Source organism: Actinomadura sp. 6N118 (assembly GCF_044326415.1).
Classification (GTDB): Bacteria; Actinomycetota; Actinomycetes; order Streptosporangiales; family Streptosporangiaceae; genus Spirillospora.
The window spans coordinates 54,474-75,317 of record NZ_JBIRAZ010000022.1 but is presented as its reverse complement, the minus strand read 5'-3'; the positions used below and the strand labels follow the sequence as shown (position 1 = coordinate 75,317).

The window sequence follows — 20,844 nt, the reverse complement described above, 5'->3', positions numbered from 1 at the left end:
CGCTATGGCCGGCAGAACTCGGCCTTGAGGACGGCGTCCTCCAGCTTCTGCTCGCCCCAGTCGCCGTTGCGGTTCATGGTGAGAACGTGGTGGCCGTCGCGGGTCGCCGCCGTGCGGGACGCCGATCCGGGAATCATGCCGCCGTGGCCCCAGATCCAGCAGCCGTTCCCGAGCTTGAACTTGCGGATGCCCAGGCCGTAGAGGTCCTTCGCGCCACCGTGCCCATCCGCTCCCTCGACGCGGACGGTGCGGAACATCGCCCGCTGCTGCGCCGGGGGCAGCACGTCGCCGCGCATCAACAGGGACAAGAATTTGTTCACGTCCGCGGTCGTCGAGATGATCTCCCCCGCCGACCAGGCCACGGTGGGGCTGAACTCGGTGACATCACGGATCTTCGTGTCCGGCCCGTCCTCGAACAGCGTGGAGTAGTGGACCGCATGCGGCGGGGGAAGCTTCGGGGAGGTGCCGGGCACGATGGTGCCGCTCAGCTCGAGCGGCTTGATGATCTTCTCTTCGACCTCGTCCGCATAGCTGTTGCCGGTGACCTTCTCGATCACCATCCCGGCCAGGATGTAGTTGGTGTCGGAGTACTCCCAGCGCCCCGGGTCGCCGGGCTGGAACACCGCCGGGTGGGCGAGCGCGATGTTCACCAGCTCGCGCGGGGCGACCCTGGTGTACCGGTTCTTGTCGAACTCGTCCCCGGCGTACCTGGCACGGAAGCCCTCATCGTTGTTGTAGTTGAAGATCCCGCTGGTGTGGTTGAGCAGCCGCCTGATGGTGATCTTTTCCGGGTGGTAGCCGGTGCCGCGCACCACCCCGGGCAGCCACCGCTCGACGCTGTCGTCGAGCGACAACTCGCCGTCGGCCTCCAGCTTCAGCAGCACGGTGGCGGTGAACGGCTTGGTCATGCTGGCGATCCGGAACTTCTCGCCGGAGGCACGCGGACGGCCGCCGATCGCGGCCACCCCGGCGGTCCCGTTCCAGGTGCGGTCGCCGGTCCTGACCTCGGCGATCACACCGGGCGTGCCTTGCCGGACGATCGCGTTCAACGCGGCCTGCGTCCTCGCGTGTGGTCGCTCGGTGTCGGGGGAGCCTGCCAGAGCCAGGCCCGTCGCGGCGGTGGTGAGAACGCCCACCGAGGCGAGGACGATCAATGAGCGGTGTGATTGGTCCATGTGCCGAGCTAAACCGCCGGCCGAGTGTGTGCACCATCGGGAATGCCCCGGAGATCGTCATCAGGGTGCCCGGGCGCCCCGCCGGTGGCGGCGGCGCCCGGGCCTGTGGCGTCCCATGCTCAGGTCGGAGAATCACGTCCCGCGGTCATACTGCTCAGTGACGCCGCTGCTTCGCCTCCTGCAAGGGGAGGACCTTCGACCCTGATCAAGTTCAGCGGTTGTCGGCGATGTGATTGGCCGCGATGTAGGCGAACGTCATGGCGGGCCCGATGGTCGAGCCGGCACCGGCATAGCTGTGGCCCATGACGGCGGCGCTCGCGTTGCCGGCCGCGTAGAGACCTGGGATGACGGCGCGTCCGGTGGTGAGCACGCGGGCGCTGGCGTCGGTCACCATGCCGCCCTTGGTCCCCAGATCACCGGGAACGATTTTGAACGCGTAGTACGGCGGCAACCACAGCGGGGCGAGACAGGAGTTCGGCTTGATGATCGGGTCGGTGTAGTAGTGGTCGTAGGCGCTGTCGCCCCGCTTGAAGTCGAGATCCTTGCCCGCGCGGGCGAAACCGTTGAACCGGCTGATCGTGCTCTGCAGGGCGGCGCCGGGCACTCCCATCGCCGTGGCCAACCCCGAGATCGACCAGGACTTGACGACCGCACCGCTGTCGTACCACGAGCGAGGGAAATCCAGGGTCGGAGCGATGTCCTTGAAGAGATAGCGGTTGCGGTAGTTCTGGTCGATGACCATCCAGGAGGGGATGCACGGTGCAGTGGGGTTCTTGTCGTACATGACGTGGACGACGTCGCTGTAGGGGGCGGCCTCGTTGACGAAACGCGCGCCCTGCCGGTTGACGATGATGCTGCCGGGCAAGGTGCGTTCGGCGAGGCAGAAATACGGCTCGCCCGGCAGCGGGATCGCCGGTCCCCACCAGGCGTCGTCCATCAGCGCGACGGCGGCGCCGACCTCCAGGCCCGCCTCGATGCCGTCGCCCGTGTTGGAGTCGGCGCCGACGGTCCAGTCGGTGCCGATGGGCTGCCGCTGGTACTGCCTGCGCATGCTCGCGTTGTGCTCGAACCCGCCGGAGCCGACCACGACGCCGTACCGGGCCTTGACCAGGGTCTGCGTGCCGTTGCGGGTCACGAGCACGCCGGTGACGCGGCCGCCGTCGACGCGCAGGTCGATGAGCGGGCTGTTCAGCCACACGGGCACGCCGGCCTGCAGCAGCCCGGCGCGGAGCGCCCCGGCCAGCGACTGGCCCATGGTGAGCGGCTTCTTGCCTTGGGTGACGGCCTGTGACCAGCGGGTGTACGTCTCCAGTGCGAGCGCGGCGCCCTTGGCGTTGACCAGAGCGAGATTGAGCCACTTGTAGTCGCCGCTGTAGACGACCTGGCCGTTGGGCACCGGGATGTAGGCCGGATTGAGGTTGGCCAGTTCCGCGCCGAGGAGCTTGCCGTCGAACATGTCCGGCTCGATGGACCGGCCGTTCGGCATGCCGCCGGGCAGCTCGGGATAGTAGTCGGAGTAGCCCTCCATGAAGCGGAAGCGCAGCGGGCTGTTCCGCATGACGAACGAGATCATGGCCGGGCCGCTGCCGAGGAACGCCGCCCGCCGGTCGGCGGGCACCTCGTTCCCCACGACCGCCGCGAGATAGGCGGCGGCCTTGGCCGGGGTGTCCGGTACGCCCGCGGCCAGGATGACCTGGTTGTTGGGGATCCAGATGCCCGCGCCGGACCGGGCCGCCGAGCCGCCGAACTTCGCCGCCTTCTCGACCACGAGCGTGCTCAGCCCGCGCTTCGCCGCGGTGAGCGCGGCGGTCATGCCTGCGGCGCCTGCGCCGACCACCACGACGTCGTACTCCGGCGCGTCCGCGGTGTCGGCGTGGGCCGCGACACTGCCGAGCACGTGCGAACCGAAGAGGATCCCGGCCCCGCCGGCGGCCGCGCCGCGCAGCACGGCACGGCGGGTGGGGTGAGGGGTCTGATCAGGCTGAGGGGTCTGGTCGGGCTGCGGGTTCTGGGCAGGCACGGTGGTCCCTTCGCGCGAGGTGACGGTCGGATCGACGGCGCCTCGCGCCCGGCACCATGTGACGGCGATCACGTGATCGCCGTCACAGTGGCAAGCATGCGCTTGGTTGTTATGTCTGTCAACGGATCGGCGCCCCGGCTCGGACCAAAGCCGGGGCGCCGCGAAGCAAGGACCTATCGGCCGCCTCCGATGATGCGCTGGATGGTCGCGCGGAAGTAGGTGACGTCACCGTAGATGGCGGGGGAGATCGCGCAGGTGCCGGACGTGCCGCGGCTGGTCGCGCCGACGAGCTGCCAGCTGCCCGGTCCGCCGATCACAGCGGGACCGCCGGAGTCGCCATAGCAGGCCCCGCGGCCGCCGCCGCCGTTGATGCACAGCTCGCTGGCGCCGCTGATGCCGCTGCAGCGGGAGTCGGCGAGGATGCTGGTGTCGAGCTGGCGCAGGCCGACCGGCGCGGAGCCGCAGCCCCGGGTCGAGCAGGTCTGGCCCCAGCCGATGATCCGGGTGGACGAGCCGACCGGCGCACCGGTCGCGATCGGCGCGGGCGTCCGGGTGGAGGCGGTGCTCAGCGTCAGCAACGCGACGTCGGCGCCGAGCGCCTGGCGGCCCGAGACCCTGCGGACCTCGCCGCCCGACGTGCGGTTGGTGGTGCCGATCCGCACCTGGTACGGCGTGCCACAGTGGGAGGCGGTGACGACGTGGCGCGGGCCCACCAGCGTGCCGCCGCAGCTGTGGCTGCCGCTGGAGCTCTGCAGGGAGGCCATCCACGAGTAGGTCTCGGTCGCGGGCACACCGCCCACGATCATCGGGGTCGGCGGCGGGGTGGGGTTCTCCTGCGCGAGCGACGTCCCGGCGAACGCCACGACCGAGATCGGGACGGCAAGCGCGCTTGCCAGTAGAGTCTTCGTGCGCATAAGTGCTCCTCGCAATTCCGGCGCGCCACGCGACACCATTCGGGGGGAAACCGAACGGTAGACGCGCGCGCGGAATCCGTAAATGGGCCCGGGTATGCGAAGAACGTATTGACCGACGTCGTCAGCGCTTTTTAAGTGTTTCTATTAATTTAACAGCGCGCACAGCCGCCATCGCGACACCGTTGAATTCCTCATCGCGAGGGTGGTGGTGTTCAACCAGGGGGCCGGATCCGGTGCGGACCGGCCCGGGTGCCGTGTGTCATGGTGAAGAGTGCGGGGGTCTTCGATAGAGCGGTGGTTGAACAGGAAGAACTCGGTGTCAGGGGGGATCGGGTGGCATGGCGACTTCGAACGATGAGGTGGGGCTGGACTTCGCCCGTGTCTGGGTGGAGTTTCCCGATCCGGCCGACGGGGAGCAGGTCTTCCGCTGTGACCTGACCTGGCTGACCTCACGATGGAACTGCTTGTTCGGCCGTGGTTGCCAGGGCATCGTGTCCGGGCGGGCCAGCGACGGATGTTGCTCGCTGGGAGCCCACTTCGCCGACGAGGAGGACGAGGAACGGGTACTCGAGCAGGCTTCGCGGCTCACGCCCGAGACCTGGCAACACCATCGATCCCGCGACGGCATGGTCAAGAACACCCGGAACGGCGGCCGTCAGACCAGGATCGTCGACGGGGCATGCGTCTTCCTCAACCGCCCTGGTTTCCCGGGAGGCGAAGGCTGCGCTCTGCATTTGCTGGCCCTCCGCGAAGGCCGCGAGCCGCTGGAATTCAAGCCGGACGTCTGCTGGCAATTGCCGATCCGCCGCACCTTCGACTGGGTGGACCGGCCGGACGGCACACGTGTGCTGATGGTGACCATCACCGAGTACGACAGGCGCGCGTGGGGGAGCGGCGGGCACGACCTGCACTGGTGGTGCACGGAGGCACGGTCGGCGCACGGCGCCGGTGAGCCCCTCTACCTCTCCTACCGGCCCGAGTTGATCGCCTTGATGGGGCGGCGCGCATACCGGGAGCTGGCCAGGCGTTGCGAGCGGCATCTGGCCGCTTCCCTCCCGGTGGCCGCCCATCCGGCCGATCCCACCTGACCGACGGCGCAAGGTGCCCGCAAGGTCGCCGCCAGAGTCCGTCCCTAGCGTTTTATTTGTGACGATTTTGGTGACTGGGGCGACCGGAAATATGGGCGTACCCCTGGTTCGCGAGCTGTGCCGGCTGGGGCGCGAACCGCGGGTGACCACACGGAACGCGCGCAGGGCGAATTCACTTCTCCCGGAGGGCGTCGAAATTGTCCAAGGTGACTTGAGGGAGCCCGAATTCCTGGACCGGGCTCTGCGCGGAGTCGACAAGCTCTTCCTTTTTCTCGAAGCCGGTGATCCGTCCCGTGTCCTCAAGGCGGCCGGCCGGTCCGGCGTGCCTTATGTCGTCCTCGTGACGTCCCTGCTCGCCGAGACCCGCCCGCGATCGTTCGTGGGCCGGCTCGCGCTGGAGACCGAGCGAGCGATGTGGGAGGGCGGGTTCGGCGGGACCGTGCTGAGGCCGTGGGAGTACGCGTCCAACACGCTGGCCTGGGCCCGGGACATCAGGGAGGGCGACGTCGTCCGTCAGCCGAGCCGAGGCCTTCCGTCGCCGGTCATAGCCCCGGAGGACGTCGCCGCCGTCGCGGCCCGCGCGCTGCTCGAGAACCACGACGGGCGGACGTACGCGCTCACGGGCCCGGCGGAGATCACCGCCGGGGACAAGGTCCAGGCCCTCGGGGCGGCGCTGGGCCGTGAGTTGTCGTTCGAGGAGACCGCGGACCCCCATCTGATGGAGAAGATCCGGACCTCGCCCGAGGAGGTCGCCGAGAGCTTCGGCGTGTGCTTCATGGAAAGCCCCGGTGTGCGTTCCACGGTCCGGGACATCACGGGCCGTCCGCCCCGGCCGTTCTGTGACTGGGCGCTCGACCACGCCGAATCCTTCAAATAGACCGGCCGGACGAAAGGTCTCTTCAGGTGAGCGGCGACATTGCTTTCGAGGGAATCCAGCTCAACCGGTCCAACGCCCGGATCCGCGCGTTCCCGAACGCCACGAGGCCGGTGTACTTCGACGAGGAGACCAACGTCTACGTCATCTCCTCCCATGAGGCCGCGAAGAAGGTGCTGCAGGACCCCGGCTTCAGCAGCGACCGGACCGGCAACCTGAATCTCATCGCCCGGCTGGGCAACATGGACGAGCTCCCGCCCCTGGTCAGCGCGATGCTGGCGCTCTTCACGGACGGGCCGACGCACGACAGGCTCCGGTGCGACGTCGCCCGCAGGTTCACCCCCAAGCGGGTCGCCGCGATGCAGCCGCGGATCGGAGCCGTCATCGACGCCGCGCTGGACGGCGTGGACGGGCTCGACGAGTTCGACGTCATCGCCGACCTGGCCCATCCGATCACCGGTGGCATCATCTCCCAGATCCTCGACATCGGTGTCGACAGCGCGGCGGTCGTGCTGGGGTTCGCCAGGCGGATCGTCGCCTTCATGGAACCGTGGGCGACCGACCAGCAGCTTCTGGACGCCAGCGAGGCGGCACGGAACTGCTCGCTGTTCCTGCTGCCGATCCTCGGCGAACGGCGCGAGTCGCCCGGCGAGGACCTGCTCAGCGCGCTCCTGACGATGGAGATCGACGGTGATCGCCTGCTGGTCGAGGAGGTGCTCACCATGGTCGTGCTGCTCGTGATCGCCGGCCATGAGGCACCCACGCACTTCATGGCCAACGGCGTCATGGCGCTGCTGGAGAACCCGGCGGAACGGCGGCGGCTGCAGGAGAACCCCTACCTCTACGGGGCCGCGGTAGAGGAAATCCTGCGGCTGCACCACCCGGTCAGCTACCTGAGCCGGACCGCCACCAGGGACCAGGTGCTGGCCGGGCAGCACGTGGCCGCGGGAAGCCAGGTCGTCGTGGATCTGGCCGCGGTCAACCGGGATCCGGCCCGGTATCAGGACCCGGAACGCTTCGACATGTTGCGCACCGATCCCGGCCATCTCTCGTTCGGCACCGGAGTGCACTACTGCGTCGGCCGCGCGCTCGGCCGCTTGGAGGCCGAGGAGACGCTGCGGCGGCTGTTCGGCCGGTTCCCCGACCTGACCTTGGCGGACACCGATCTCACCAGGCGCGTGTCCGCCACGTTCCACGCCCTCGACCGGCTCCCCGTGCACCCGAAGCCGCCGGCATGAGGCCGCGGCAGGAGGAGGACCGACATGGGTGATCTCACCGGCAAGACGGCGCTGGTCACGGGATCCAGCCGCGGCATCGGCCGCGCCACGGCCGAGCGGCTGGCCCGGGACGGCGCTCTGGTGGCCGTGCACTACGGCAGCGACGCGGTGGCGGCCGAAGATGTCGTGACCTGCATCGAAGGGGCGGGCGGACGCGCGTTCAGCGTCGGCGCCACCTTGGGTGTGCCCGGTGACGTCGACGTGCTCTTCGCCGGTGTGGAGGCCGGGCTCGACAAGTACGGCGCGGGCGAGGTGAGTCTCGACATCCTGGTGAACAACGCCGGGGTCATGGGCGGCGTCCCGCCCGAGGAGACCACTCCCGAGCTCTTCGACGAGCTGTTCGCGGTGAACGCCAAGGCGCCGTTCTTCATCATCCAGCGGGCGCTGCGGATCATGCCGGACGGCGGCCGCGTCATCAACATCTCGTCCGGGCTGACCCGTTTCGCCAACCCCCAGGAGATCGCTTACGCGATGACCAAGGGCGCGATCGAGATGCTGGCGCTCCACTACGCCAAGTACCTCGGCCCGCGCGGCATCACCGTCAACACGGTCGCGCCGGGCATCACGCGCAACGGCCACCCGGTGTTCGACATCCCGGAGGCCGTGGCCCAGATGGCCGCGCTGTCGGCGTTCAACCGGGTCGGCGAACCAGGCGACGTCGCCGACGTCGTCGCGTTCCTGGCGTCCGACGAGGCGAGGTGGGTCACCGGCGCGTTCCTGGACGCCACCGGCGGCACGCTGGCCGGCTGACAGTGCGGCGGTTGTGGGGGCTGCTGCTGGTGCCTGATGTTCCTTTTCGTCACCGCCGTCGCCGGCCTTGTGGTCGCGGCGGCGAAGTACCCCGAAGGGAGGGGCATGGACGCCTCTCATGAGCCGATCCGCCTCGCAGTGATCGTGGGAAGCGCCCGCCGGGAACGGCTGGCCCCGGCTGTGGTCGCGTGGTTCGCCGATCATCTGGACCAGCGCGGCGACATGGTCGCCGACGTCATCGATCTGGAGGAGACCGTGCTGCCCCAGTCACTGGACGGGGACACGCCCGGGGTGGCCGCCTATCGTGCCCGGATCGCCACGGCCGACGCCTGCGTCATGGTGGTGCCCGAGTACAACCGCAGCTTCCCCGGCGTGCTCAAGACGGCCATCGACTCCTGCACCACCGAATGGTGGGCCAAGCCGGTCGGCTTCGTCTCGTACGGAATGAGCGTCTCCGGAGGCCTGCGGGCGGTCGAACAGCTGCGCCTGGTGATGGCGGAGCTGCACGCGGTCGGCGTCCGTGACTCGGTCTGCTTCCCGCGGATCCTCGACCACTTCGACGCCGACGGCTTCTTCCCCTGTGATCCCGAAGACGCCGACAGCGCCGCGAAGGTCATGCTCGACCGGCTGGCCTGGTGGGCGCTGACCCTCCGCGAGGGCCGGGCTCGCCGCCCCTACACGCCGTGAAGCTCCCGCTCCCGCTCGCGCCCCCGTTCACGCCCGCGCGCCGGGCGCAGTTCGCGGACCAGATCTCCGAGCGAGAGCACGGGGTCGGCGAGCAGCCGCGCGCTCGCCGAGCGCAGCGCCTGCGGCACGCCCGCGCAGGCGTCCGCCAGCTCCCGGGCGGCGGCGACCTCCGTGCAGACCCGGTCCTCGCCGAGGACCGCGCACAACATCGCCAGGGACTCGTCCGACGTGAGCGCGGTCACCGAGTGCCGCCGCGCTCCCGGCAGTTCACCCAGCGCCGACCGGCTGGTGACCAGCACGGCGGCGCTCGACGTTCCGGGCAGCAGGGCCCTGACCTGCGGGACGTCCCGGGCGTCGTCCAGGACCAGCAGGACACGCCGGTCGGAGATCCGGGCCCGGAGCACCGCGGCGCGCGCCTCGGTGGACCGGGGCAGCGCGTCCGTGGGCACGCCGATACCGATCAGCAGGTCGGCGAGCACGTCGGCGACCGGCTTGGGAGACGCGCCGTCGCCGGTCAGCGCCACGTACCACTGCCCGTCGGGAAAGGACGGGCGGAGCTCGTGCGCGACGCGGACGGCCAGCTCGGTCTTGCCCACGCCCTCCGGCCCCCACACCACCATCACTCTCGGCCCGCGCGCGTCGGCGAGGTCGTCGACCAGCAGTTTCCGGTCGAGATCCCGTGCGACGAAGTCGGCCGCCGCCGGTGGCAGCTGGCACATGCGGTCCCAGGCCCGGACGGTGACGGCCGGACGGCCGGGCTCCGGGGCGCCCGGCGGATCGAGCGCGGGGTCGGCCTGCAAGATCTTCGTGTGCAGCTCGCGCAGCTCGGCACCGGGTTCGATGCCGAGCTCCTCGTCCAGCAGCCGCCGCACGTCCGCGAAGGCGGCCAGCGCCTCGGCCTGCCGGTTGCCCCGGTACAGCGCCAGCATCAACCCGCTCCAGAAGCCCTCCTGGAGCGGGTGGTTCCGGGTCAGATCCCGGAGCTGCGCCACGACCTGCGCGTGGCCCCCGGAGTCCAGGTCGAGGTCGATCTTCCGGCGGATCGTCTCCAGCCGCAGTTCCTCCAGCCTGGGGACCAGCGAGTGGTGCAGCGCCGGCGAGGGCACGTCGGCGAGCGCGGGTCCGCGCCAGAGAGCCAGCGCTTTGCCGAGGCGCGTCCGCTCGGCGGATGGTTCGCCGCGTTCACGCGCCTGGCGGGCCTCTTTGCGCAGGGCGTGGAAGTCGTGCAGGTCCAGTTCGCCGGGGGCGGCCTCGATCATGTATCCCGAACTCGTCGTGCGGATGACGTCGGAGTCGCCGAGTGAGATCCGGAGCCGTTTCACCATCGCGTAGAGAGACGCCCGCGCCGCACGCGGAGGTACCTCCCACACATACTCGATGAGCTTGTCCACGGGAACGGTCTCGTTCGCATGGAGCAGGAGCGCCGCCGCTATCGTCCGCTCCTTGCCGGCGGTCACCATCCGCGGGGAGCCGCCGATGTTCAGCTGCAAACTCCCCAAGACCGAGAATCTCCGGTCGACATGGGCCCCCATCGTCTGCCCCCTTGAACGACGAATTCCGGCTTCCAGGAGATTCCACTCAAAGCGGGCTGACCTGCGGCTGCAATCGTTCGGACGCAAGTAGACGGGATCGGACGCTCTTGAACGGGGGAGAGGACCGATCCTCCTCCCGTACGCGTATGAAAGCGTTTGCTCTACCATGGCCGCGGTTAGTCACAACAAGGGCCATGGGGGACATGGACGCCGCCGTAGCACCGCCGCCGGGCGATGGCGTCGAACAGTGCCCGTACCAAGGGCTGGCGCCGTTCGAGGCCGACAAGACCGCACTGTTCTTCGGGCGCGCGCGGGCGACTCGCAGCCTCCTCGACCGCCTCGGGCCGCGTGTCCGGGAACGCGGCTCCATCCTGCTGGTCTCGGGTGCGTCGGGTGTGGGCAAGTCATCGCTCCTGCGCGCGGGAATGGTCCCGGCACTGGCGGAGGGGATGCTGCCGGTCGACGGATCGCAGCGCTGGCCGTGCCTGCTCATCACGCCGACCTCGAATCCGGCGCGGGCGCTGGCCGAGGCATGGACGGCGACGTACGGCGGATCCGTCGACAAGGTGGAGGAGTGGCTCCGGGAAGACCCGGGGGCGGCCCTGGCAGGCCCTCTCGCGCCGGACGGCCGTCTCGTGCTCGTGGTCGACCAGTTCGAGGAACTGTTCACCCTGGTCACCGGCGAACAGGAGCGCCAGTCGTTCGTCGGGATCCTGCACGCCCTCGCCAACGGGCCCGCGCGGGCGGCGGTCGTCGTCGGCCTGCGCGCGGACTACTGGGACAGGTGCGCGGCGTACCCGCAGTTCGCCGAGGCGATCCAGGACGGCCAGATCATCGTCGAGCCGATGACGGAGGCGGACCTCCGGCTGGCCATCACAGGCCCCGCGGCGGCGGTGGGCCTGGAGATCGAGCCCGGCCTGGTGGAGACCATCCTGGGCGACCTGCGCGCGGACAGGTCACCTGACGACAGATTCGACCCGGGCGCCTTGCCCCTCCTCTCGCAGGCGCTGCGCAACACCTGGCACAAGCGGGAGAACGGCCGTCTGACCATCCGGAGCTACGAGGAGGCAGGGCAGGTCCGCGACTCCGTGCGCCGCACGGCCGACGAGGTCCTCCAGCGGCTCCCGGCGGAGGACCGCAAGATCGCCTTCAAGCTCTTCCGGCGCATGACGGTGATCACTCCGGGCGGCCGGGCGGCGCGGCGCCCGGCCACGCTCGCCGAGCTCCACGCCGCCGCCTTCGCGCCGTCCATACCCGCGGCGGAACGGCGGGACCGGGTCGGCGCGCTGCTGTCCGCGTTCGCCGGCCAGCGCCTGATCACCCTGCACGAGGAGACCGTCGAGATCGCGCACGACGCGCTCCTGACCGCCTGGCCCGCGCTCCGGCAGTGGATCGATCCCGATCTGACCGCGCAGACCGTCTACGAAGGGCTCATCGACGACGCCGGGGAGTGGGCGGGGCACGGCCGCGACCCCGCGTACCTCTACCGGGGGGTCCGGCTGCTGTCGGTCGACGACAGCCGGCCGCGCTGGGAGAACGACCCGGCCAGCTTCCCGCCACCGGGCCCGACGGCGGAGGCCTTCCTCGCCGCGTCCACGCGGGAGGCCCGCCGCGTCGGTCGCCGCCGCCGCGTCGTCATGGCCGTCCTCGCGGTGTCGTCGGTCCTCACCCTCATCGCCGCCGTCGCCGCCCTCGCCGCCGCGAACGACGCCGACCGCCAGCGCGACCTGGCGATCTCGCGCCAGCTCGCCGCCCAGAGCGAGGTCGCCGACGATCCGGTCGCCGCGTCGCTGCTGGCCGTGGCGGCATGGCGCATCGCGCCCACCTCCGAGGCCCGCCACCGCCTGCTGGCCGCGGCGGCGCGCCCGGGCAGGGGAACGCTGAAGGGGCACGGCTCGGACGTCCGGACCGTCGTGTTCAGCCCCGACGGCAAGCGCGTGGCCACGGGGAGCGAGGACAGCACCGCGCGGCTCTGGGATCCCGCGACGCGCCGTCAGATCGGCGCCCCGTTCGCCCATCCCAAAACGGAGTGTTCGACCTCGGGCGTCAAGGCGGTCCTCGGGCTCCAGGGCCGGATGCTGGCCACGGCCTGCCTCGGGACGGTCCGGTTCTGGGACGTCGCCGCGCACCGGGAGACGGGCGCCCCGCTGGACGGAGGCGGGGTCGTGTCGGCGCTCGCGTTCGCCCCGGACGGGAGGACTCTCGCGATCGCGAACCTGAAGGGCACGGTCCGGTTGTACGACGTGACCGCGCGCCGCTGGAGCGGAGCTCCCATGGGCCGCGAAGCCCCAGGCCTGATCGCAGTGAACCCCGTCCACGCGGTGGTCTTCACCCCCGACGGGAAGCGCCTGGCCACGGCGAGCGCGGACAGGACCGCGCGGCTCTACGACACCGCGACCTCCAAGCAGATCGGTGAGCCGTTCGAAGGGCACACCCGCGAGGTCAACGACGTGGCCCTGAGCCCGGACGGAACGACCCTCGCGACCGCGGGCGGGGACCGCACCGTCCGGTTGTGGAACATGGCCACCCACCGCCAGATCGGCACCCCCCTGGAGAACTCCCAGGGCGGGGCGGCCTTCCACTCAGTCGCCTACGGTCCGGACGGCACGAGGCTCGCCACCGGAGGAAGCGACGGCGCCACCCGCTTCTGGGACGTGACCACCCACCAGCAGGTCGGGGTGGCGCTGGACGAGAGCCACTTCCCCGTCCGGCGGGTGACGTTCAGCCCCGACGGGAGGTTCATCGCCGCCGCCGGCGCCGACGGGGTGGTGCGGCTGGGAGACCCGGTGACCTATCAGCAGATCGGCGGGGCCATGCGCGGATCGACCACGGTGGCGCTGAGCCCCGACGGGAAGACGCTGGCGGCGAGCGGCCCCGAGGGCACCGGGACCGCGATCCGGCTCTGGGACGTGGCCACCCGGCGTCCGATCGGCGACCCGGAGGACACCGCGAACGAGCGTCCGGCGACCGGACGCCCGGCGAGCGGACGTCCGGTGGTCAAGCGCGCGGGCATCCACGGCATCGGCTTCAGCAAGGACGGGCGCACCGTCGCCTCCGTCGGCTCGGACGGAGTGCGGACGTGGGACACGGCGAGCGGGCGGCAGACCGGCCCCGTCGCGCCGCTCGGCCGGCGCATGGGCCTGGTGGAGTTCAGCCCGGACGGAAACCTCCTCGCCGTCCAGCTGAACGACGCCATCCTGTTCTGGGATGTCGGGGCACGCCGCGAGACCCGGCCCCGGATCCGCGTTCCCGGGCACACCGAGGTTCTGTCGGCGATGGCGGTCAGCCCCGACGGCAACACCCTGGCCACCGCCGGCTTCGACCGTAAGGTGCGCGTCTTCGACATCGCGACAGGCCGGCCGCGCGGCGGCCCGCTCGGCGTCACGTCCAACGGCCTCGTCGACGCCCTGGCGTTCAGCCCCAACGGCGTGACGCTGGCGATCACCGCCGACGACGAGTCCGTGCGGCTGTGGGACCTGGCGCGCGGCCGCCCGGTCGGGGCCGCCCTGACCGGCTTCGACAGCGCCGTCACCACGATCGCGTTCAGCTCGGACGGCGCGGCGCTGGCCACGGGGGCCATGGACGGCTCCATACGGCTGTGGGATCTGCTGACCTATCGCCAGGTAGGGCATCCGCTGACCAGCCGTGTCCGCGGGGGCGTGAGCGGGATCGCCTACGGCCGGGACGGACGGACCGTGGCCGCGGCCAGCGCCGAGGCCGTGCGGCTCTGGAACGTGGCGCTGCCGGCCGATCTGGCCGCCGCCGCATGCGCGAACGCCGGCCGGTCCTTCACTCGCGAAGAGTGGGAACGCTACGTGCCTCAGGAGGCGTTCCGCGAGATATGTCACTGAGCGTACAGGCCGGCTTGGAGAACGACCCCCACGTGGACGGACAAGGCAAGGATGTTCCTTCGAGGTTTCCGGCGCCGGACGGGCCGCCCCGTCCCGGAACTGGCCGGGCTGTTCCGCTCGATCGTGGCCGAGAGCCGGGAGATCCACCCGATGGCCGCGGACTTCCTGGACCACTTCATGGACGGCGCCGGCGCCTCCAGGGCGATGTCACGGCGGTGGCTGCGCTCGTTCCGTGTGATCAGGAAGGCCGAGCGCAAGAACCAGCGCAGGTTCGAACGGCAGCTCACGCGGGCGGCGCGGCAGCTGGCCGACGGCGACTCGACCTGGGTGAAGGACCACTGGGACGCGCGGATCAACGCGTTCATCGGCACGGAGCTCTTCTATGTCAGCAGGATGAGCCAGCTGCGCTCGCGCGGGTCGTTCGTCCTGACCCGGACCGGACCTGACGTGCGGGTTTCCGGCACGGTCCGGCACCACTGGTTCGACCCCTATGACTGGGACCGCGGCCGCTGGGTCTATATCCCGCGGCACGGGTTCGTCCCCATCGCGGTCGGCAGGGAACTGGTCGAGTCCGACGAGGCGCGCAACTTCCTGATGGAGTCACACCACGTCCAGACGCTGGTGGGCACGTGCCGGGACGGCGGCCGGTGGCCGCGACGTGAGAGGGCGACGTTCGAATGGGCACTGGTGGAGACTGAGCACCGATGACCACGAGCACCCCCCGTCCTCCCGATCCCACTGGGGCCCGTACGACGGCCGACTTCGTCCAGGCGCTGGTGGGCCTCAGGCAATGGGCGGGCGAGCCGTCGCTGAGCAGGCTGCGCTCCCTCGGCGGCCAGACAGTGATCCCGGACGGCACCGCGATCGACGCACTGCCGAAGAGCACCATCTCGCACGTGCTGCGCCAGACGGGCAAGGTGCCGCGGTGGGACTTCGTCAAGGCCTTCGTCACCGCGTGCCTGCAGTACAGCGACTACCCAGCCGACCTCATACCCGCCGAGCTAGAACGCTGGCGTGCCGCCAGGACGGCCTTGGCCGAACCGTCGACCCGTCCGGTGGCCCCTCCGGATGCTCCGGCGGACCACGCCGAGGCACCGGAGACCGCGGAAGCGGAGACCCTGGCGGCGGAGACCGCGGAAGCGCCGGCGGCCGTGGCGGTGCCGGAGGCGGTCAAGACCTGGATCATGGCTCAGGTGGAGGCCTCCGACCGCCCCCATGCCGACCAGGCCCTCGAGCTCCTGGCGCGGCGCGTGGCGGGGGAAGCGGACAGGGCGCGCAAGGGGCTGCTCGGCGGCTACAACATCGCCCCGGTCTCCTTCGGCCCGCACGCCGACCCGCTCCTCCCCGGGGAGGACGGCGAGGTGATCGACGATCTGCGCTCGATCGGCCGGTTCTTCAGCGGGCTGCGGCCACGCCGCCTGCTCGTCGTGGGGGAGTCGGGCGCGGGCAAGACGGTGCTCGCCATCGAGCTCGTACTGCAGCTGATGGAGACCTTCACGGCGGGCGGCGCGCCGTCCGGCGGGCGCCCGATGGTTCCGGTACGCCTCGATGCGGCCCGCTGGACGCTGGGAAGCCCGTTCGAGCCCTGGGTGGCCGGGCAGCTGACGCAGGAATACGGGCTCTCGGCCGAGGACGCGGACCGGCTCGTACGCGATCGCCAGGTACTGCCAGTGGTGGACGGGTTGGACGAGCTTGACCCCGCGCCTTCCAGCGGCCTGCCACGCCGCGCGATCGGATTGCTGGCCGAGCTCAACCGGTACAGCGACCTCTCCGGGCGGCACGCGGGGGCGGTGGTCGTGACCTGCCGCGCCGACCGTTACGCCGAGCTGGCCGAAGTCCGGGCCGGTCTCGAAGACGCCGCCCGGATCCACCTGCACTCCCTGACCGCCGAGCAGATCGGCGCCTACCTGCATGCCCGCTGGCCCGAGGGCCATCCGTGCGGCGAGCACCGCGACCGCATCGTCGCGATGTTGTCCGGCCCGGCGGCCGTGCACCTCGCGCTGTCCACGCCGTGGCGGCTGCTGCTGACCGTGACCGCCGTGGAGTCCGGCGCCGACCCGGCCGAACTGCTGCACGCCGACCCGGACTGCGATCCCGGCAAGGCGGCGGCACGGATCACCCGGCGGCTGCTCGACGCCTACGTTCCGGCGGCGACCGACCTGACCCCGCGCGGCGCCCGGCGTAGCCAGGGGGGCGGGACACGCGCTCCGTACCGTCCCGAACAGGTGCGTACCTGGCTGGTCCATCTCGCCGCGCACCTGCGCTGGCAGGCCGTCCACGCCATCGAGATCGACCGGCCCCCGCCCGGCCTGACGGCGATCGACGTCGTCCCGCATCTGCTGTGGCCGATCGGAGGCCGGCGCCGGGTCCGGGTGCTGCACGGGCTGTGCTGCGCGGCCTTCGCGATCGTCGCCATGCTGGCGTTCTGGACGGGCTCGGCGGTCGACCCGCCCGACGGCCCGAGCGCCGGGATCGGCCTCGCCGAGGGGTTCACCTTGGCGCTCATGGCGGGCTGGGTGGCCATAGCGATCGGCCTGGCGTTGTCGCCGTGGCCCTCCGCCGCCGGTGGCCGGGCCAATGTGCCCCGCCGCCAGCGGGTGATCGGTGGCCTGCTCGGCGGGCTGGTGGGTGCGCCGGCCGGGGCGCTCGGCGGCCTGGGCGGGCTCTGGCTCACCGGCGGCAAGGTCTTCGGCTTCGGCTTCGCCCTCATCGGGGGCTCCATCGGCGGATTCGTCCTCGGCGCGGTCATCGGGGTGACCGCCGCTGGACGGCGCGGCGCCGAGCGCATGACCGTTATCGAGGCGATCCGGGCCGAGCCCGCCAGCCTCATGGGGTTCGGGCTGTGCGGCGCGCTCACCGGGCTGCCGCCGTTGCGGCTAGCCGGGGCCGGTCCGGTCGCGTTCACCCTCGTCGTCACAGGCGCCTTCGGCGCGGCGTTCGCGCTCGGCATCGCCTTCAAGATCGCCACAGGCGGCTGGAGCACGGACGCGGAGCTGGCCCACCCCCGCGAGGCCCTGCACCGCAACCCGACGATCGGGCTGGCGTTCGGCCTCACCGGGGGCGTCGCCGCCTTCCTGGTGTTCGTCATGAACCAGGACTTCCTCGTATCGGTCCTCTGCGCTCTCACCGGCGGCGTCACGTTCGGGCTCGCCTTCGGCGCGATCGCCTGGTCCCGCACCATGATCGGCCTGGTCGTCGCCGCCTCCCGCGGCCTGCTCCCGCTCCGCCTGTGGACGTTCCTGGACTGGGCCTGCGAGGCGCGCCTGCTCCGCGTCAGCGGCGCCACCTACCAGTTCCGTCATCGGGAGCTCCAGGACTTCCTCACCCCTGAGCCGGCCGACCCCCGCCGGTAGACCGCCACCGCCGCAAATCGGACCTGTACCGCGAGGCGGAATCGGCTCTGCCGTGAAGTCCGATCCAGAGCGAGGATCGCTACCAGTACCGAGAAAGGATGAAGACGATGCTGGTTCTCGCTCTGGCCGCCGCCGTGCTCTACGGCGCCTCCGATTTCTACGGCGGACTGCTGTCGCGACGTGCTCATTACGCGTTCGTCGGGCTGGTCGGGCAGACCGCCGCCGCGACCACAGCTGTCCTTGCGGCCCTCGCCATCGGGTCGGCCGCGCCCAGCGGCGCAGCGACAGTGTGGGGCCTGGCCGCCGGTGTCGGTGGAGCCGTGGGGACGCTCGCGCTCTACCGGGGACTGTCGCTGGGACGGATGAACGTAGCGGGGCCGCTCTCGGCCGTCGGGGCGGCGGGCGTTCCCGTGCTGGTGGACATCGCGCTCGGGCAACGTCTCACGACCGCCGCCGTGCTCGGTGTCGGGCTGGCCATCCCCGGGATCTGGCTCGTGTCGTCGGAGTCCGGGCGCCGCGGCCTGGGTGCCGGGGGAGTGGGCGAGGGGTTGCTGGCCGGGCTCGGCTTCGCGGTGCTGTTCGTCTGCCTCGACCGGGCCGGCGACGGCGCAGGACTCTGGCCGGTGGCCGCCGGTCAGGTGACCGCCGCCGTGGTGCTCGGCGTCATCGCGATCAGCAGCGGTCGCGGTGTGCCGAGGCGTGCGGCTTCCTGGACGGCGGTGTGGCCCGGGATCCTCGGCGCCTCCGCGACGATCCTCTACTTCTTCGCCGCCCGCGAGGGAGCGATGGCGATCGCCGCCGTCATCACCTCGCTCTACCCCGCGTTCACCGTCGCCCTCGCGACGCTGGTGCTGCGGGAGCGGACGACCCTGACGCACGGCGCCGGGCTGGCTCTCTGCGGAGTGTCGGTCGGGGCGTTCGTCGTGGGATGAGCGCTGTGGGATGAGCGCCATGGGATGGGCCCCGGTGGGATGAGCGCCGTGGGCGGGCGGGGACTAGCCTGCGACCGTGGGCAGGACGACAGTGAACTCCGGGGTGGTGCACGAGCTTCTCGTGGAGCTCGACCGGACGATGCCGGTCCCGCTCCATCGGCAGATCGAGGCCGCCCTGCGCGCGGGAATCCGTGCGGGGCGGCTTCCGCTTGGCACGTCCGTCCCGCCGTCCCGGCGGCTCGCCGCTGAGCTGGGGGTCTCGCGGGGTGTCGTGGTCGAGGCCTACGACCAGCTGGTGGCCGAGGGGTACCTCACCAGCACGCCCGGCTCGTACACCCGCGTGGCCGCCGGCCCCGGGCAGGCCGCCCCGCACCGCGCGCCGGCGCCCGCAGCCCCGCCGCGCATCGACTTCGGGTACGGACGCATGGACGCGACCGCCTTCCCCCGTGCCGCATGGCTGCGCTCCCTCAAGAGGGTGGTGACCCACGCGCCGCACGACAAGCTCAACTACCTCGACGGGTACGGCATGCCGGAGTTGAGAGAGGCGCTGGCCGACTATCTCAACCGGGCTCGCGGAGCCTCGGCGTCCGCGTCGCACGTCGTGATCACCAGCGGGTTCGGCCAGGCGGTGGGCCTCATCGTCGACGTCCTCGCTCGGCGCGGCGCGCGGCGGATCGCCGTCGAGGATCCCTCAGCCGACGATGACATCCGCCCGCTCGCGGAGGTGCGGGGGCTCGAAGTCGTGGGCCTGCCGGTCTCCGAGGACGGCGTCTCGTCGTCCTGACCCCGTCCCACCAATGGCCGCTCGGCGGGGTGCTGCCCGCCGAGGCCCGCGCGTCGGTGGTCCGGTGGGCGCGGGACCGGGGCGCGGTGGTCCTGGAGGACGACTACGACGCCGAATTCCGCTATGACCGGGCGCCGGTCGGCGCGATCCAGGGGTTGGCGCCCGACGTGGTCGTTCATGCGGGCTCGGTGAGCAAGACGCTCGCGCCGGGGCTGCGCCTCGGGTGGCTGGTGCCGCCGCCGCACCTCACCGAGGCCGTTGCCGAGGCGAAGCTCCTGGCCGACCGCGGGTCGCCCGCGATCGAACAGCTCGCCCTCGCGGACTTCCTGCTGCGCGGCGAGTTCGACCGGCATTTGCGGCGGATGCGCCCGCTCTACCGGCGCCGCCGGGACGCGCTGCTCGGCGCGCTGGGCGAGCACCTGCCCGGCTTCGAGCCCACCGGCGTCGCCGCCGGGCTGCACCTGGTCGCGTGGCTCCCCGAGGGCCTGCGGGAGGACGACCTCATCGCGGCGGCTGCCCGCGAGGGCGTGAAGGTCGCGGGCGTGGCGCCGTACCGGATCGCGGGCGAGGGACGCCAGGGCCTGATCCTGGGTTACTCCGACCTGAACGAGGCGCGGATCGTCGAAGGCGTACAGGCCCTGGCCACCGCCACCCGGGCTCTGACGGCCAGGCCGCCACGAGACCGATGATCTCGCGGGGGAGGGACGGGTCATGGCTGGCCGCCATGGTCGCCTTCACATGGCGCGGGGGTCGAGGCCGAGCACGCCTGCGACGGCGGCGGCCACGAGGGCCTCGTCGTGGGGAGCGTGGCCCGCGAGCGCGATGACCGTTCCCTCGATCGCTCCGACGAAGGCGAGCGCCACCGTTCTGGCAGGTGGGCCGTCAGGGATCGATCCCGCATTCCGGGCGGCTTCGATGAGGGCGACGCAACGCGCGGTGAGCTCCTCGTAGCCCTGCTCGATCTCCCGCCCGACCGGATGGTCCTGTTCGGAGAACTCGAGCCGCAGGGCGATCGCCACGCGGGCGATGGCGCGCCGGCAGAAGACGGCGTGACCGCGCGCCAGAGTGAGCAGCGCGGCGACCGGGTCCGGCTCCCGCTCGACGTGCAGGCCGACCTCCTGCCACCAGGTGGCGTAGACCCACTCTATGGCGGCCAGGGTCAGGTCCTGCTTGTCCTTGAACTGGTGATAGAGCGCGCCGCGCGTGTACCCGGCGTCCTTGGCCACCTGTTCGAGAACGAGATTGCCGTAGCCGAAGCGGGACAGCCCCCGAGCGGCAGACTCCAGCAACGCCTCGCGCGAGCGCGCCCTACGATCAGCCTGCGTACTGCGAGGGCGAGCTTCACCTTGACCTACATGCATGTACGTATGTTAGTGCACAAGCGGCAAAAGAAAATCACGAGGCGCCGCTGACGAATGGGGTGAACAACTGTCATCACACAGTCACTTCCCACCGGGCCACTGGCGGAGTTATTTTCAAATTAATCGCGCTGTGACCTGGCATTTCGCCCGCCCTAACCCAGAGAGGAGGGGTTGGCCTGGCCACGCAGCGAGGTTGGAGACACGACCGCTGGCCCGTTGTCGGCACGCACGCCCCCGGCCGCGGCG

16 protein-coding genes are annotated in these 20,844 nt (G+C 71.2%); 11 read left to right on the top strand and 5 right to left on the bottom strand.

The window, feature by feature from the left end:
- Positions 1 to 2: 2 nt before the first annotated feature.
- The 3 genes from ACH34W_RS42110 to ACH34W_RS42100 form a co-directional block, all read right to left on the bottom strand.
- Positions 3 to 1,175, bottom strand: a complete 1,173-nt coding sequence (locus ACH34W_RS42110) for a serine hydrolase domain-containing protein (protein ID WP_395966814.1) — start codon at positions 1,173 to 1,175, stop codon at positions 3 to 5.
- Positions 1,176 to 1,386: 211 nt separating this feature from the next.
- Positions 1,387 to 3,267, bottom strand: coding sequence for a 3-oxosteroid 1-dehydrogenase (gene kstD, locus ACH34W_RS42105; protein ID WP_395966813.1), 1,881 nt, complete (start codon positions 3,265 to 3,267; stop codon positions 1,387 to 1,389).
- A 101-nt stretch (positions 3,268 to 3,368) separates the two neighbouring features.
- The gene (locus tag ACH34W_RS42100; RefSeq protein ID WP_395966812.1) at positions 3,369 to 4,109 is read right to left on the bottom strand and encodes a S1 family peptidase; all 741 of its coding nucleotides are present in this window, start codon (positions 4,107 to 4,109) and stop codon (positions 3,369 to 3,371) included.
- 338 nt (positions 4,110 to 4,447) lie between these two features.
- On the opposite strand from ACH34W_RS42100, the gene ACH34W_RS42095 reads away from it, so the two are divergent.
- From ACH34W_RS42095 to ACH34W_RS42075, 5 genes are read left to right on the top strand one after another with little or no spacing between them, the layout of a single operon-like run.
- Positions 4,448 to 5,197 (top strand): hypothetical protein, encoded by a 750-nt coding sequence (locus ACH34W_RS42095; protein ID WP_395966811.1) that lies wholly within the window; start codon positions 4,448 to 4,450, stop codon positions 5,195 to 5,197.
- Between the two features lie 13 nt (positions 5,198 to 5,210).
- On the top strand, positions 5,211 to 6,074 hold the full coding sequence (locus ACH34W_RS42090) for an SDR family oxidoreductase (protein ID WP_395966810.1): 864 nt from the start codon (positions 5,211 to 5,213) through the stop codon (positions 6,072 to 6,074).
- Between the two features lie 26 nt (positions 6,075 to 6,100).
- Positions 6,101 to 7,309, top strand: a complete 1,209-nt coding sequence (locus tag ACH34W_RS42085) for a cytochrome P450 (RefSeq protein WP_395966809.1) — start codon at positions 6,101 to 6,103, stop codon at positions 7,307 to 7,309.
- A 24-nt stretch (positions 7,310 to 7,333) separates the two neighbouring features.
- A complete protein-coding gene (locus tag ACH34W_RS42080; RefSeq protein ID WP_395966808.1) occupies positions 7,334 to 8,098 on the top strand; it encodes an SDR family oxidoreductase in 765 nt (254 codons plus the stop codon).
- A gap of 36 nt (positions 8,099 to 8,134) precedes the next feature.
- Positions 8,135 to 8,785, top strand: coding sequence for an NADPH-dependent FMN reductase (locus ACH34W_RS42075; RefSeq protein WP_395966807.1), 651 nt, complete (start codon positions 8,135 to 8,137; stop codon positions 8,783 to 8,785).
- Here ACH34W_RS42075 and ACH34W_RS42070 read toward each other — a convergent pair.
- Positions 8,773 to 10,284 (bottom strand): BTAD domain-containing putative transcriptional regulator, encoded by a 1,512-nt coding sequence (locus ACH34W_RS42070; protein WP_395966806.1) that lies wholly within the window; start codon positions 10,282 to 10,284, stop codon positions 8,773 to 8,775. The genes ACH34W_RS42075 and ACH34W_RS42070 overlap by 13 nt on opposite strands.
- 227 nt (positions 10,285 to 10,511) lie before the next feature.
- Here ACH34W_RS42070 and ACH34W_RS42065 point away from each other — a divergent pair, with 227 nt between their 5' ends.
- From ACH34W_RS42065 to ACH34W_RS42040, 6 genes are all read left to right on the top strand, one after another.
- On the top strand, positions 10,512 to 14,168 hold the full coding sequence (locus ACH34W_RS42065; RefSeq protein WP_395966805.1) for an NACHT and WD repeat domain-containing protein: 3,657 nt from the start codon (positions 10,512 to 10,514) through the stop codon (positions 14,166 to 14,168).
- A gap of 51 nt (positions 14,169 to 14,219) precedes the next feature.
- Positions 14,220 to 14,876, top strand: a complete 657-nt coding sequence (locus ACH34W_RS42060; RefSeq protein ID WP_395966804.1) for a hypothetical protein — start codon at positions 14,220 to 14,222, stop codon at positions 14,874 to 14,876.
- The gene (locus ACH34W_RS42055; protein ID WP_395966803.1) at positions 14,873 to 17,521 is read left to right on the top strand and encodes an NACHT domain-containing protein; all 2,649 of its coding nucleotides are present in this window, start codon (positions 14,873 to 14,875) and stop codon (positions 17,519 to 17,521) included. The genes ACH34W_RS42060 and ACH34W_RS42055 overlap by 4 nt, the downstream gene beginning before the upstream one ends.
- Positions 17,522 to 17,628: 107 nt before the next feature.
- Positions 17,629 to 18,453, top strand: a complete 825-nt coding sequence (locus tag ACH34W_RS42050; protein ID WP_395966802.1) for an EamA family transporter — start codon at positions 17,629 to 17,631, stop codon at positions 18,451 to 18,453.
- A 76-nt stretch (positions 18,454 to 18,529) separates the two neighbouring features.
- Positions 18,530 to 19,237, top strand: a complete 708-nt coding sequence (locus ACH34W_RS42045; protein ID WP_395966801.1) for a PLP-dependent aminotransferase family protein — start codon at positions 18,530 to 18,532, stop codon at positions 19,235 to 19,237.
- 29 nt (positions 19,238 to 19,266) lie between these two features.
- The gene (locus ACH34W_RS42040; RefSeq protein WP_395966800.1) at positions 19,267 to 19,926 is read left to right on the top strand and encodes a PLP-dependent aminotransferase family protein; all 660 of its coding nucleotides are present in this window, start codon (positions 19,267 to 19,269) and stop codon (positions 19,924 to 19,926) included.
- 45 nt (positions 19,927 to 19,971) lie between these two features.
- Here ACH34W_RS42040 and ACH34W_RS42035 read toward each other — a convergent pair whose 3' ends face one another.
- Entirely contained in the window at positions 19,972 to 20,526 is a 555-nt protein-coding gene (locus ACH34W_RS42035) for a TetR/AcrR family transcriptional regulator (protein ID WP_395966799.1), read from the bottom strand.
- Positions 20,527 to 20,844 lie beyond the last annotated feature (318 nt).

Excerpts from the sequence above, each read along its gene's own strand:
- ACH34W_RS42065 (WP_395966805.1), top strand. The coding sequence starts at position 10,512 with ATGGGGGACATGGACGCCGCCGTAGCACCGCCGCCGGGCGATGGCGTC.
- ACH34W_RS42060 (WP_395966804.1), top strand. The coding sequence starts at position 14,220 with ATGTTCCTTCGAGGTTTCCGGCGCCGGACGGGCCGCCCCGTCCCGGAA.
- ACH34W_RS42080 (WP_395966808.1), top strand. The coding sequence starts at position 7,334 with ATGGGTGATCTCACCGGCAAGACGGCGCTGGTCACGGGATCCAGCCGC.
- ACH34W_RS42075 (WP_395966807.1), top strand. The coding sequence starts at position 8,135 with ATGTTCCTTTTCGTCACCGCCGTCGCCGGCCTTGTGGTCGCGGCGGCG.
- ACH34W_RS42100 (WP_395966812.1), bottom strand. The coding sequence starts at position 4,109 with ATGCGCACGAAGACTCTACTGGCAAGCGCGCTTGCCGTCCCGATCTCG.
- ACH34W_RS42110 (WP_395966814.1), bottom strand. The coding sequence starts at position 1,175 with ATGGACCAATCACACCGCTCATTGATCGTCCTCGCCTCGGTGGGCGTT.
- ACH34W_RS42050 (WP_395966802.1), top strand. The coding sequence starts at position 17,629 with ATGCTGGTTCTCGCTCTGGCCGCCGCCGTGCTCTACGGCGCCTCCGAT.
- ACH34W_RS42055 (WP_395966803.1), top strand. The coding sequence starts at position 14,873 with ATGACCACGAGCACCCCCCGTCCTCCCGATCCCACTGGGGCCCGTACG.
- ACH34W_RS42095 (WP_395966811.1), top strand. The coding sequence starts at position 4,448 with ATGGCGACTTCGAACGATGAGGTGGGGCTGGACTTCGCCCGTGTCTGG.